Below are 13,903 nucleotides of genomic sequence, written 5' to 3'. Positions count from 1 at the left end.
CAGTAAGCTTTAAATTTACATCAAATTAAAAACACTCATGGAACTCACACAAGATATCACCACACAAACCGCCATAGAAGAAGGATTGACCGAAGGAATCTCTTATTCGCAATACAGAGACGAGGTTTCGAACTTTGTGGACAATGACGACACATCAGGTACGAACAAAACAGAAGCGTTGATTAATTACACTATGTTAAATGACCGACGCATGAAGCGTTGGGATAAGACCATCAAAGTATCAGATGAGGTAAAAGAATGTATTGCGAAATTTAAAGGAAATGTAACTTGGTTGGTGCTTACCGAAAGTTGGTGTGGCGATGCAGCACAGGTGCTACCGTTTGTAAATAAAGTTGCCGAGCTTTCAAATAACATTGATTTGAAATTAGTGTACAGAGACGAAAATGAGGCGCTTATGGACGCGTTTTTGACCAATGGAGGCCGTTCCATCCCAAAACTGATTATGATTGATAATACATCTGGAAACGTTCTTGATACCTATGGACCGAGACCTAGTATAGCAACGCAGTTGGTCAATGAGTTTAAAGAAACGTATGGCATTTTAACGCCTGAATTCAAAGAAGAATTACAACTATGGTACAACAAAGATAAAGGTCATACAACCATTCAAGATCTATTAGAACTCTTGAAAGTTTAGTTTTTGCCTACAAAGATGTAGGTAATGGTTCCAATCTGATTTGGATTGGATGCAGTGTCAAACCTCGCATCGTTAGCATATTCCAAAGCACTGTCTATCAAACATTCGTTGGTAGAGGTTGATGCAGCTTTGTTTAAAGAAGTGCTGACCACTTTTCCATCAGAATTGACAGAAATATTGATGACGATTTTACCGTTTTCCTCACATAAATACACAGGTGGTGGAAGGTGTTCGTCTTTTCTGCCTTTTAAGGAATAACTGACACTACTGTTGCGATTGGCAGAGGAATTGGCACCCACTTTATTGGACGAATTATCCCCATTGGAAGCTGCCGATTTTCGTTTTTCAGCAGAACGCATTGAGATGACTTTATTGATTTTGCTGTAAGACGACAGTTCGTCTTCGTTGATGGAAGATTCAGCTGTTGTTTCAGTCGTTTTTACATCAGTAACCTCTTCAACTTCTTCGGTTTCTTCGGTTTCGGTTTGCTTTGTCGTTTTATCAAAATCATTCGAACTTAAAGACTTGAAGTTTTTCATCATCTCTTTAAATTCGTCAGTCTCATTGAAGGCTTTATTGGTAGATTGAGCAGCGGCCTGGTCATTTAATGCCAATTGCTCTAGCAACTTTTCTTCTGGCGTTTTTTCAGGTTGAAGTTCATAATAGGTTTCTGCCATACGCTCGCCTTCGCTTATCAAACTTAAGTTGAATAAGGTCAATATAAACGTACCCATAATCAATATGGTGATGAGGAATGCTTTATGTTTATCAAGTAATTCCAAAGCAGGTTTTAAGATTTTTTCGGGTCAATTAGGTACTATTATATACGGTAAATTAACGAAAAAAGATTAAAACGGCGTGATTTCCTTAAAATTTGACGAAAGATTAAGAAATTATTCCGAAGGCAACTTGGCAATAAAATCTTCAAGTGAAAGTGCGTTGGACAAATCGAAATCACCAATTTTGGTTCTGCGAAGTGCAGACAAATGCGCTCCAGAATTCAAAGCTTTTCCAAAGTCGTGCGCTAAAGAACGAATGTAGGTACCTTTGCTGCAAACGACCCTAAAATCGACATTCGTACCATCAATCTTGGTAATCTCAAATTCTGAAATGTGAATGGTTCTTGACTTCACTTCGACCGCTTCACCAGCACGAGCGAATTCATACAATCGCTTTCCATCTTTTTTGATGGCTGAAAACACGGGCGGAAATTGCTGAATGTCGCCAATAAATTGTTTTGTGGTTTCGAGAATAAGTGCTTCTGTAATGTGCTCGGTTGGATATAGTTGGTCAATATCTGTTTCCAAATCATAAGATGGCGTTGTGCTTCCAAGAACAATCGTGCCTGTATATTCCTTGATTTGTGCCTGAAAGGTATCAATCTTTTTGGTCATCTTTCCTGTGCAAATCACCAACAAGCCTGTCGCTAAAGGGTCCAAAGTCCCTGCGTGGCCAACCTTGATTTTCTTGATGTTAAAAGCACGTCTGATTTCCCATCGCAATTTATTCACCACTTGAAAAGACGTCCATTGCAACGGCTTGTCAATCAATAATACCTGTCCAGAAAGATAGTCTTCAGCCGTCACATCAATTGGTATAAAGTGAAACGCCTATGGCAACCAAACCTACAATGGCACAATACACGGCGAAATAGGTGAGTTTGCTGCGTTTGACAAGTTTAATCATCCACGTACAGGCAAATAATCCAGATACAAAAGCAGCTATAAAACCAATGGAAATTGGTAAAAAGTTAGTGCTTTCATACGTCAATTCGCCACTTAATAGGTCTTTTGCAATTTTTCCGAAGATTAATGGCACTACCATCAAAAATGAAAATCGTGCTGCCTTGCTTTTGTCGTTTCCTAGCAATACAGAGGTCGAAATGGTCGCTCCCGAACGGGAAATACCAGGAAGCATCGCAATAGCTTGTGAAATACCAATGACAAAAGCATTGCCAAAACTGACTTTTTTGTCGGTATCCTTTGCTTTGTCGGCCAAGAACAGCAAGGCTGCTGTGACCAAAAGCATAAAGCCTACCAAGAGAATATTTCCACCAAAGAGCGATTCTAATTGTTCTTCAAACAACAAACCGACAATCACCGCAGGAATCATCGAAACGATAATTTTTGCTGCCAATTGCACATCGTCATTCCATTCAAACTTAAAAATTCCTTGTAGAATGCTCCATATATCTTTTCTAAACACCACCAAGGTGCTCAAAGCAGTGGCAAAGTGCAATACCACCGTAAAAAGTAAACTTTCTTTGGGAACAGAATGGTCGCCTAAAATCGCTTTGCCAATTTCAAGATGCCCACTGGAAGACACAGGTAAAAACTCTGTAAGGCCTTGAATAATTCCGAGAATTATTGAATCAATAACGTCCATATGATTGAATTTTCAAAAAACAAATGCCAAATTCCAAATGGGTTTTGGTTCATTTTTTTTGGAGTTTGGAATTTTAAGATTTGGAATTGTTTTCTTTGTCTGGATTCAACAATATGGCAAAAACCTCAATACCAAAACCAATCAACACAAGTGTGGGTGCCAATCTGATTCGCCTCCAATGGAAAATGGATTCGTCAAAAACGTTAGGGTCGTCACTGCCACCGCCAGCCATCAATATAAAGCCAAGGGCAATAAATCCGAGACCTATCAGCATAAACTTATAATTTCTTTTTCTGAAGATGAAATTGTTTTTGGCTTCTTCTTTTCGTTTTTTTTCTCCCATTGATTTTATTTTAAAAAGGACGTTGCAAAGTAAGGGATTTATTTTTGAATTAGCTCCCGGATATCTTTCTCAATTTGAGATGAAAATCCGTGATATTCTTTTTGAATTATTCCGTTTGAATCAATCAAAAAATATCTTGGTAAACCATTATCCAGGCTAAATGCTTTATATAGCTCCTTATTTCCAATTAAATTCAAAAATGTAGTTCCTTTATGTTTAACTAATTTTATCGCGTTTTCTTTGTTATCTGAAACTATTCCAACGATATTCAAATCGGAAGAAAATGTGTTTTTAAGATTTTCAACTTTAGGAAATGAGGCAATACAAGGACTGCACCAGACTTCCCAAAAATCAATCAAAGTAATTTTGCCTGTTTCTATTTCAACAGTTTCATTTTCATCAAGCAAGTTTTTCAAAGAAATTAAGGGTAATTTTTTATTTAAAAGATGGTTGGGTGTAGCCTCTTCTTCTTTCAGTAGCTCGTATTGATTTAGGCCCTGAATGAATTCACTTATGCTTTTATCAACATCTTGATTGATTTTAAAATTGTCAAAATCATAGATTGCCACATTCCTACTACCAAAATCAGGTTGTGATGAATAAACTATTTTTCTTGGTAAAAATGTATACTTACTTAATTCTAGCTGTTTAGTTTTATTGGTTATTTTATTTTTCAAATCATCTTCGAATACAAAATTCAGAATAAAGCTATTTTCAGTTTCAGTAATATTTACACTTTTGTAAATTCTATCCAGTTTAAAAAGGTCTCTATACACCATTGGCCCACCATACCTATCTAAAAGTGAATGCTCTGCTTTAACTTGTCTAAAATTGTTTTCGTTATTTGAAATTAAGAACCCTAAACCGTTTTTGTATATCGTTGATTTGTTGTTATTCGTTTTTATTCCGTAAAATGAAAATCCAAAAATGGTGTCATTGGGTTCTCTTTCAATTATTGCAAAACCAACATTTTCTGACACATTTCCATCAGTAAATGTCATTTTACTCTGAACATAATATTGTATCTTTTCTATAGATTCAACATTTTCGTAAAATTTTTCAGATATGTAGTGGATATCAACCGTCTCTTTTTCTTTGCAACTTACAAGTAATATGACAGCCAATGATGTAATTGATATGTTTTTCAAAAAATAGTTTCTCAATATTTTTCTACTAATAATACAGTGCATCCGTCTTCAAATTCAAGAAACGTTGGGTTGCAATAAAAGTACTGACCCAAGTAATTAAAATTCCCAAGGCAAAGATGCCTACAAACAATCCTGTCAACAATACTGGATTTTTCGCCAATTCCAATTCTGGAAATGTTTGGTTAAGATAATACAGCACAATAGCCATCCCTATCATCGCCACAATAGAACCAATGATGCCCAGTTGTACGCTTTTAAATACGAATGGCCTTCTGATAAAGGATTTTGTAGCGCCCACCATCTGCATCGTCTTGATAATAAAACGTTTGCTATATACTGCCAAGCGAATGGAACTGTTGATGAGCAACACAGCAATCAAGGTGAAAATAGCACTGATGACCAAGACCCAAAATGTGATTTTCTTGACGTTGTCGTTCATCAATTCCACCAAATCATTGTCATAACGGATTTCTTCAATAAACTTTTTATCTGATAGTTCCTCTGTGATGCCTTCCAAGGTTTCTGTTGTGACGAAATCAGCCTTTAAATGCACATCAATAGAATTTTGCAATGGATTATAGCCAATAAAATCCATAAAATCTTCACCAGATTCTGCCTTCATGGATTCGGCAGCCTCTTCTTTGGACACATAATGCGTACTCTTGGTGTATTCTGCCATTGCCAAACTTTTCTCTAGTTGGTTGACCTCAACTTCTTTGGCAGTATCATTCAGATAAATAGTCATTACCACCTGCTCCTTGAAATGGTCAGCGATTTTTTTGGCATTGAGAACCAACAAGCCAAGGCAACCCAATAAAAAAAGCACCAATGCAATGCTGATGACAACAGAAAAATAAGAGGAGATTAACTTGCGTTTTTGATATCTATCAAAGGATGAACTCATGGAAAAATTAGTTGATGCTGTAAAAATATAAAAGAAATCTATTCTGTTTAGGTTTACAACGTTTAAACTTTCAACATTGTTATAATAAGCTTAAATTTGCCGTTTTAAAGGCTCGCAGAGTCGCAAAGACACAAAGTTTTCTATACTTCTTTGCATCTTTGCGCCTTTGCGAGAAATCAAGCATCATTTCTGTCTGTTCGAGCGCAGTCGAGAACTATGTATATAATAAAAATTTAAAAAGATACCTGCTTTCGCAGGCATTATTATGACTTACAATTTCAACGAGATAGAAGCCAAATGGCAAAAATATTGGGCAGAAAACGAAACTTTCAAAGCCTCAAACCATAGCGATAAGCCAAAATATTATGTGCTGGATATGTTTCCGTATCCAAGTGGTGCAGGTTTGCACGTAGGGCATCCGCTAGGTTATATTGCTTCGGATATTTATGCACGATACAAACGCCATAAAGGATTCAACGTTTTGCATCCACAAGGTTATGATAGTTTTGGATTGCCTGCGGAACAATATGCCATTCAAACAGGGCAGCATCCTGCGGTAACGACAGAAGAAAACATAAAAACGTATCGTCGTCAGTTGGACCAAATTGGTTTTTCGTTTGATTGGAGTCGTGAAGTGCGAACATCTGACCCGAGTTATTACAAATGGACACAATGGATTTTCATCCAATTGTTTGAATCGTGGTACAACAATAAATCCAACAAAGCTGAATCAATTGAAACTTTGAAATCGATTTTTGCTTTTGAAGGAAATGCCAATGTCGATGCAGCCTGTGACGATGATACACCTCAATTTTCAGCAGAAGAATGGCAATCGTTTTCTTCGGAAAAGCAACAGGAACTCTTGTTAAAATACCGTTTGACCTATTTGGCAGAAACGGAAGTCAATTGGTGTCCGGCTTTGGGGACGGTGTTAGCGAATGATGAAATCGTCAATGGTGTGTCAGAACGTGGCGGACATCCTGTGATTCGCAAGAAAATGACGCAATGGAGTATGCGTATTACGGCGTATGCCGAGCGTTTGCTGAACGGCATTGATTATAATAAAGAAGCGCTTGACTGGACAGAATCCTTAAAGGAAATCCAGCGCAACTGGATTGGAAAATCCGTAGGAGCGAGCGTTAGTTTTAATGTCAGACCAACAAGTAGCAGTCAAGAGTCTGCAACCATAGAAGTGTTTACCACACGCCCTGATACGATTTTCGGTGTATCGTTTATGGTGCTGGCGCCAGAACACGATTTGGTTTCAGATATTACAACACCTGAACAAAAATCAGAGGTGGAAGCCTATATCGAAGCGACCGCAAAACGTAGCGAGCGCGACCGAATGGCAGATGTCAAAACCATTACAGGTGTCTTTACAGGCGCTTACGCCGAGCATCCTTTTACAAAAAAGCCTATTCCTATTTGGATAGGCGATTATGTGTTGGCTGGCTACGGAACTGGCGCCGTGATGTCTGTGCCTTGTGGCGACCAACGTGATTATGACTTTGCAAAGCATTTTGACTTGCCAATTCCGAATATTTTTGAAGGCGTTGACATCAGCGAAGAAGCATTTTCAGATAAAGAAAAAACCGTCATAACGAATAGCGCTTTTCTTGATGGGTTGAATTATAAAGAAGCGACCAAAAAAGCGATAGACGAACTCGAAAAGTTAGGACAAGGCAAAGGAAAAACCAATTACCGTTTGCGCGATGCTGTTTTCAGTCGCCAGCGCTATTGGGGCGAGCCGTTTCCAGTGTATTATGTCAACGGTATGCCGCAAATGATTGATGCGAAGCACTTGCCAATCAAGCTTCCAGAGGTTGAAAAATATTTGCCAACCGAAACTGGTGAACCACCTTTGGGTAACGCTAACGTTTGGGCTTGGGATACCGAAAGCAATTCAGTGGTTTCAAATGATTTGATTAACCATAAAAATGTGTTTCCGCTGGAATTGAATACAATGCCAGGTTGGGCGGGAAGTTCGCAATACTTCAACCGCTATATGGACCCACATAATGATGCAGAAATCTTTTCTCAAGAAGCTGTCAATTATTGGAAGCAGGTTGATTTATACATTGGTGGAAGCGAGCACGCGACAGGTCATTTATTGTACGCACGTTTTTGGCAAAAGTTTATGTTCGATAAAGGATTGGTGCCAGTTGAGGAGTTTGCCAAAAAATTGATTAACCAAGGGATGATTTTGGGAACGAGTGCGTTTGTTTATAGATTAAAGTTAGAAAATCATTCAGACCATTTAGCGAATGTAATTACTGGAAATGACTTTACCGAAGCAGAAAAATCAAGAATAAATTCTTTTATTGAAATTTATAATAATAAAATCTTTGCTTCATATGAATTGGTAGAAAATCATCCATTTAAAGATTTGATTCCTGTTGAAGATAGGGGAACGCTACATACTTATATGCCGGATATTTATCAGGCTTTGAAAAGTCATTTTAAGGATATGTCCAAAGTGATTGAAGGTATAGGCTTTACTGTTTCAAAAGTGCACGTAGATGTTTCTTTTGTAGATTCGTCAAACAAATTAGATATAGAAGCCTTTGAAAATTGGAGGGTGGATTTTAGTAATTCAGAGTTTTTGAAGTCTGGTAGCTCGTTTTTTGTTGATCGGGAGCCAGAAAAAATGTCCAAATCCAAATATAATGTCGTCAATCCAGACCAAATCTGCGAAGAATATGGAGCCGACAGTTTGCGTTTGTACGAAATGTTCCTTGGACCCTTGGAGCAATACAAGCCTTGGAATACTGCTGGAATCACTGGTGTTCACGGTTTTCTTAAAAAGCTATGGAAGTTGTACGTGGGCGAAAATGGTTTGAACGTGACGGATGCACAACCAACAGCGGACAACTTAAAAACCTTGCACAAAACCATCAAAAAAGTAGGGGAAGACATTGACAACTTTTCATTCAACACCTCGGTGTCAACCTTTATGATTGCCTGCAATGAACTAACGGCTCAAAAGTGTACCAGCCGAGAGATTTTGGAACCATTATTGGTTTTGATTTCGCCGTATGCACCTCATATTGCTGAAGAATTGTGGAGTCAATTGGGTCATAATGAATCCATTTCCACGGCGCTTTTTCCAAAGTTTGAAGAGAAATATCTGGTAGAAAGCAGCAAGAATTATCCAATTTCATTTAATGGTAAAATGAAGTTCACGATGGAATTGCCATTGGATTTAAGCAATGACGAAATTGAGAAAGCGGTGATGGCGCACGAAAAAACACAAGAGCAATTACAAGGGCGAACACCTAAAAAAGTGATTATCGTTCCTGGGAAAATTGTCAACATCGTAGGATAGACATTATGAAAAAAGTGATTTTTATTTTTGCTTTTATCCTCTGTGTTGCTTGCAAAACAGAAGAAAAACAAGTCGTTGAAATTTCTTGCGGTCAATGTCAGTTTGGTTTGACCTCACAAGATGGTTGTGATTTGGCGGTTCGTCTCGATGGCAAAGCGTATTTTGTAGATGGTGCTGACATTGATGATTTTGGTGATGCCCACGATGAACAAACTGGTTTTTGTGAAGTGGTTCGAAAAGCAGAGGTGATAGGTAATGTCGAAGACAATCGCTTTAAGGTGTCTTCTGTCAAGCTAATAGATTAGATTTATATAAAACATATAATTTTTAAACCATACCCCTAAAATTTTAGGGGTATTTTGTTTTATATCGTAAAAATAACAACTATTACCCTATTTATTTTGCAGTATAACTTATAAATGATTTAATTTATATAAAATTAGAAACTATGGTAATAGGTGTCCCAAAAGAAATCAAAAACAACGAAAATCGCGTTGGAATGACGCCAGCAGGCATTAACGAGTTGGTAAAAAACGGTCATACCGTATTTGTGCAGACCACTGCTGGTGACGGAAGTGGTTTTTTTGATGCTGATTATGAAGAAGTCGGTGCGTTTATTCTTCAAACTATTGAAGAGGTTTACGAGAAGAGTGATATGATTGTGAAGGTCAAAGAGCCGATTGAACAGGAATACGGGCTCATCAAACCAAATCAGGTGTTGTTTACCTATTTCCATTTTGCCTCCAGTGAAAAATTGACCTTGGCAATGTTAAAAAGTGAAGCAATCTGCATTGCTTACGAAACAGTTGAGGATGACGATGGCACGTTGCCATTGCTAACGCCAATGTCGGAAGTGGCTGGTAGAATGGCCATTCAACAAGGTGCCAAATATTTGGAAAAACCTATTAAGGGTCGTGGCGTATTATTGGGTGGCGTTCCTGGAGTTCCTCCTGGACGTGTGTTAGTGTTGGGCGCAGGCGTGGTTGGCATTCAGGCGGCTAAAATGGCTGCCGGACTTGGGGCGCACGTGACCATTATGGATATCAATATGAAACGTCTTCGTTATGTGAACGACATTATGCCGAGCCACGTCATTACCGAATTTTCGAGCGAATATAATATCCGAAAGCACATCCAAAGCCACGATTTAGTGATTGGTGCAGTCCTTATCAAAGGAGGAAAAGCTCCAAAATTGATTACAAAAGATATGTTGAAATTGATGCGTCCTGGAACTGTGATTGTAGATGTGGCTGTGGACCAAGGCGGTTGTTTTGAAACGACAAAGGCTACCACGCACGAAAATCCTACCTATATTATCGATGACATCGTTCATTATTGCGTGGCGAATATGCCTGGAGCTGTGCCTTACACATCCACTATGGCGCTGACTAATGTGACCTTGCCTTATGTGTTGAAGCTTGCAAATGAAGGTTGGGAAAATGCCTGCGCACAAGATGCGCTGCTTGCCAAGGGATTAAACGTGGTGAAAGGCGAAGTGGTTTATGAAGGTATTTCGGAGGCATTTGGCTGGGCCTCCACAGTATGATTTTTGAGCTTACTGACAAAATTGCATTTCTTTAAATTGGCTTACTTTTTGCTATCTTTATGAAAACAAATTAATTTAAAGAATATGAACGGAATGTTAGGTTATTATGTGTTGATTGGAGCCATTGCTTTGGTTAGCTGGTTGGTTAGCAATCAATTAAAGAGAAAGTTTGCCAAATACTCCAAAGTGCAATTGCGTAATGGTATGAGCGGAAAGGAAATTGCAGAAAAAATGTTGGCAGATAATGGCATTAGAGATGTTGAAGTCATTTCTGTTGCCGGACAATTGACAGACCATTACAACCCAAAAAACAAAACAGTCAATTTAAGTGAACCAGTATATCACCAACGTAATGCTGCTGCTGCTGCAGTTGCGGCGCACGAGTGTGGACACGCTGTGCAACACGCCCAGGCTTATAGCGCATTGCAAATGCGTTCGGCATTGGTGCCTGTAGTGAGTGTGACCTCTGGAATGTCGCAATGGTTGGTCATTGGTGGCTTGATTTTGGGAGCTGCTGCTGGTGTTGGATTAGGGTTCTACGTTGCAATCGCAGGTTTGGTGTTTATGGGAATGGCAACATTGTTTAGCTTCATAACGTTGCCTGTGGAATATGATGCCAGTAATAGAGCATTAGCGTGGTTAAAAAACAAAAATATGGTGACGCCAGAAGAATATAAAGGTTCGGAAGATGCACTTAAGTGGGCGGCAAGAACTTATTTAGTGGCAGCTATTGGTGCATTGGCATCCTTGCTGTATTGGGCTTTGCAGGTTTTCGGAAGTAGAGATTAAGGACTATTATTTTAATAAAAAGCCGAATTTCGACGAACGGTTGAAATTCGGCTTCTTTTTTTACTATTTTTAAAACCTAACTAAAATTGAATTTTATGGAAAATCATACAGAAAGTCCTTTTGACAATTTTGAACAGAAGTTGTTATTGAATGCTGTTTCAGATGCAGAGCGTGTCGAATTTTACAAAAAGACCTATGCACACGTGGCAGGAGGTGTTTTGGCCTTTGTCATTTTTGAATTTTTGTTACTTCAGAGCGAAGCAATCGTCTCTTTTGCGCTATCAATGACGCAAGGCATCAAATGGCTTTTGATGCTTGGCGGCTTTATGTTGGTGACCAATTATGCCGAAAGTATGGCGATGAGAACGCAAGATAGAAACAAGCAGTATCTGGCTTATGGACTTTATATTTTGGCGGAAGCATTCATTTTTGTGCCGTTGATATTCCTCGCTATGGTATATACTGATTCAGGTTCTGAAATGCTGTATCAAGCATCAATCGTAACCTTGGCATTGTTCACAGGGCTTTCAGCAGTTGTGTTTTTAACGAAAAAAGATTTCTCTTTCTTAAAAACTGGTTTGACCATTGGCTTTTTTGTGGCAATTGGTTTGATAATCGCTGGGATGTTATTCGGTTTCAACCTCGGACTTTGGTTCTCTGTAGCGATGTGTTTGTTGGCTGGTGGCAGTATTTTGTACCAAACATCAAACTTGGTGAATAAATATACAACGGAAGATTATGTTCCAGCAGCTATCGGATTGTTTGCATCATTGATGCTATTGTTCTGGTATGTGTTGAGTATTTTCCTGTCGAGAGACTAATGCGTGTCCGTTCGAGCGGAGTCGAGAACTAAAATGCTCAAATTGGAAATAGGTTTCGACTGCGCTCAACCTGACACTCATAATAACTAAAAGGTTTCAAGAAAGTTTTGAGGCCTTTTTTTATACCTTAATTTGTCTATCAATCTGCTGCGCTAAAGACACGAAAGTTTCCGTTCGTGAGACACCTGGAATGGATTGTATTTCCTTATTCAACAGAAACATCAAATGTTCATTGTCTTTACAAAGAATTTTGATAAAAATACTCCAGTTTCCAGTCGTATAATGACATTCCAAAACTTCTGGTATTTTCTGTAATTGTTTGACGGCTTCCGGATTACTAATCGCTTTGTCCAAATAAATTCCAACAAATGCCATTGTGGTATAGCCCAATACTTTTGGATTGATGACAAATTTAGAGCCTGCAATCAACCCAGATTTTTCAAGCTTGCGTAATCGTTGATGGATAGCGGCACCAGAAATACCAACCTTTCTCGCAATTTCCAAGACAGGTGTGCGTGCATCTTCCATCAAAGCACGTAGAATTTCCTTGTCGATACCGTCTATTTCAATATTTTGATTGACTATTTTCAAATATTCAAAGGATTATAGCCCAAATAGGGAACATCGTAAAGGTTGAATTTAATATCATAAGCTTCCAATTCTTTCAAAATTGGCTCATAAACTTCGGCCGTAATTGGGATTTGAACGCCTGGAGTCGTTATTTTTCCGTTTAGAATTGCCAAAGCAGCAATGGCGACAGGCAATCCAACGGTTTTTGCCATTGCTGTATAGGTTTGGTCTTCGCCAATAGTAACCATCGTAGAGTCAATCTGATGTTTTTCACCATTCAGTTCATATCCAAACTTATGATACATCACAATCATATCCTTGTCATCTTCTTGGAGCGTCCAGCTGTCCATCAATATTTTTTGGAGAATTTCGGCAGGTGTCGCTTTTTTAAGTTCAACCATTTTGTTTGGATTGAAAATATCCAGCTCCAAGACTTTGTCCCACATTAAATCGTCCTGCTCAATTTTTAGTTGATAACGGAATTTCAACTCCACCGAATCGGTAGGGCTGTACGGTAGAAATGCATTCACAAAATCGCGATAGCTCATATTCTCACTATCATCAATCGTATAGCTATCATCGGTCATTCCGAGTTGTACAAACATATTCCACGCTCGGCTAAATCCTACACGTCGCATCGTACCTCGATAAAGCGTTTTGACATTGTCGAGACCATAAACAGACTGATATTTTAACGAATCTCTATTAGCATAAGCCTCAAATCGTCCAAAACCTTCTACATCCAAAAACTCTGTACGTCTGAATAATCTATTATAAGGAATATATTTGTAGGTGCCTTCTTGGATAAATTTGGCAGCGCCTCCTTGGCCAGCAACCACCACGTTACGAGGATTCCAAGTGAATTTATAGTTCCATAGATTATTATCACTTTCAGGAGCAACCAATCCGCCAGTAAAAGACTCAAACAAAATCATCTTTCCTCCTTTTGCGCGAATGGCATCAATTTCTTTCATTGCGCTCATATGGTCTATGCCTGGATCTACACCGATTTCATTCATAAAAACCAATCCTTTGTTCTTGACTGCGACATCAAGATCTTCCATTTCTGGACTGACATAAGAAGCTGTCACCATATTTTTCCCATAAGAAACGCAGTCTTTGGCAACTTCAATATGATATCTTGCAGGAAGCATCGAAATGACAATGTCTGAATTTTCAATGGCGCTCTGACGCGATTGCTTATTGAAAACATCAAGCATAATTGCCTGTGCATTTTCGTGGTTACCAATCAGCTTTTTGGCGTTTTGAATACTTATGTCACCAACAATGATATGTAGCTCTTCAGATACTGATTTGTCCAACAAATATTTGATGAGATAGGATGTCGATTTACCAGCTCCAATGATTAAAATCTTTCGCATAGTGGAATTTCTTGAGTAATTTTGTAGGTACG

At 38.6% G+C, this 13,903-nt stretch carries 14 protein-coding genes; 6 read left to right on the top strand and 8 right to left on the bottom strand.

All coding sequences use genetic code 11. From position 1 onward, the window contains the following. Positions 1-37 precede the first annotated feature (37 nt). Entirely contained in the window at positions 38-658 is a 621-nt protein-coding gene (locus M0G43_RS01190) for a thioredoxin family protein (RefSeq protein WP_248022687.1), read from the top strand. Here M0G43_RS01190 and M0G43_RS01185 read toward each other — a convergent pair. From M0G43_RS01185 to M0G43_RS01160, 6 genes are all read right to left on the bottom strand, one after another. After that, positions 655-1,440: a hypothetical protein gene (locus tag M0G43_RS01185; RefSeq protein WP_248022686.1), complete on the bottom strand. Its 786-nt coding sequence runs from the start codon at positions 1,438-1,440 to the stop codon at positions 655-657. The two genes, M0G43_RS01190 and M0G43_RS01185, sit on opposite strands and share 4 nt — an antisense overlap. 111 nt (positions 1,441-1,551) lie before the next feature. Then, on the bottom strand, positions 1,552-2,244 hold the full coding sequence (gene truB, locus M0G43_RS01180) for a tRNA pseudouridine(55) synthase TruB (RefSeq protein WP_248022685.1): 693 nt from the start codon (positions 2,242-2,244) through the stop codon (positions 1,552-1,554). A gap of 1 nt (position 2,245) precedes the next feature. Next, positions 2,246-3,043: an undecaprenyl-diphosphate phosphatase gene (locus M0G43_RS01175; RefSeq protein WP_248022684.1), complete on the bottom strand. Its 798-nt coding sequence runs from the start codon at positions 3,041-3,043 to the stop codon at positions 2,246-2,248. Positions 3,044-3,116: 73 nt separating this feature from the next. Further along, positions 3,117-3,386: a DUF3098 domain-containing protein gene (locus tag M0G43_RS01170; RefSeq protein ID WP_248022683.1), complete on the bottom strand. Its 270-nt coding sequence runs from the start codon at positions 3,384-3,386 to the stop codon at positions 3,117-3,119. Between the two features lie 38 nt (positions 3,387-3,424). Continuing rightward, complete coding sequence (locus M0G43_RS01165; protein ID WP_248022682.1) at positions 3,425-4,534, bottom strand: TlpA family protein disulfide reductase; 1,110 nt, start codon at positions 4,532-4,534, stop codon at positions 3,425-3,427. 25 nt (positions 4,535-4,559) lie between these two features. Then, on the bottom strand, positions 4,560-5,438 hold the full coding sequence (locus M0G43_RS01160) for a cell division protein FtsX (protein ID WP_248022681.1): 879 nt from the start codon (positions 5,436-5,438) through the stop codon (positions 4,560-4,562). 265 nt (positions 5,439-5,703) lie between these two features. Here M0G43_RS01160 and M0G43_RS01155 point away from each other — a divergent pair, with 265 nt between their 5' ends. The 5 genes from M0G43_RS01155 to M0G43_RS01135 all read left to right on the top strand — a co-directional run bounded on the left by M0G43_RS01155 (position 5,704) and on the right by M0G43_RS01135 (position 11,919). Continuing rightward, positions 5,704-8,763, top strand: coding sequence for a leucine--tRNA ligase (locus M0G43_RS01155; RefSeq protein WP_248022674.1), 3,060 nt, complete (start codon positions 5,704-5,706; stop codon positions 8,761-8,763). A gap of 5 nt (positions 8,764-8,768) precedes the next feature. After that, a complete protein-coding gene (locus M0G43_RS01150) occupies positions 8,769-9,068 on the top strand; it encodes a DUF6370 family protein (RefSeq protein ID WP_248022672.1) in 300 nt (99 codons plus the stop codon). Between the two features lie 143 nt (positions 9,069-9,211). Then, a complete protein-coding gene (ald, locus tag M0G43_RS01145) occupies positions 9,212-10,309 on the top strand; it encodes an alanine dehydrogenase (protein WP_248022670.1) in 1,098 nt (365 codons plus the stop codon). Positions 10,310-10,402: 93 nt separating this feature from the next. Then, positions 10,403-11,098: a zinc metallopeptidase gene (locus tag M0G43_RS01140; RefSeq protein ID WP_248023780.1), complete on the top strand. Its 696-nt coding sequence runs from the start codon at positions 10,403-10,405 to the stop codon at positions 11,096-11,098. 95 nt (positions 11,099-11,193) lie between these two features. Beyond that, the gene (locus tag M0G43_RS01135) at positions 11,194-11,919 is read left to right on the top strand and encodes a Bax inhibitor-1 family protein (RefSeq protein ID WP_248022668.1); all 726 of its coding nucleotides are present in this window, start codon (positions 11,194-11,196) and stop codon (positions 11,917-11,919) included. 120 nt (positions 11,920-12,039) lie between these two features. Here the strand turns inward: M0G43_RS01135 and M0G43_RS01130 are convergent, their stop codons facing one another. Together M0G43_RS01130 and M0G43_RS01125 are read right to left on the bottom strand one after the other, a co-directional pair. After that, positions 12,040-12,510: an Lrp/AsnC family transcriptional regulator gene (locus tag M0G43_RS01130; protein ID WP_248022666.1), complete on the bottom strand. Its 471-nt coding sequence runs from the start codon at positions 12,508-12,510 to the stop codon at positions 12,040-12,042. After that, on the bottom strand, positions 12,507-13,871 hold the full coding sequence (locus M0G43_RS01125) for a saccharopine dehydrogenase family protein (protein ID WP_248022658.1): 1,365 nt from the start codon (positions 13,869-13,871) through the stop codon (positions 12,507-12,509). Before M0G43_RS01125 ends, M0G43_RS01130 begins: the two co-directional genes overlap by 4 nt. Between the last annotated feature and the right edge of the window lie 32 nt (positions 13,872-13,903).

It is taken from the genome of Subsaxibacter sp. CAU 1640 (assembly GCF_023156585.1).
Taxonomy (GTDB): domain Bacteria; phylum Bacteroidota; class Bacteroidia; order Flavobacteriales; family Flavobacteriaceae; genus JBPOFM01.
Note: the sequence above shows the minus strand (reverse complement) of the source record. Positions and strands in the feature narration are given on the sequence as shown.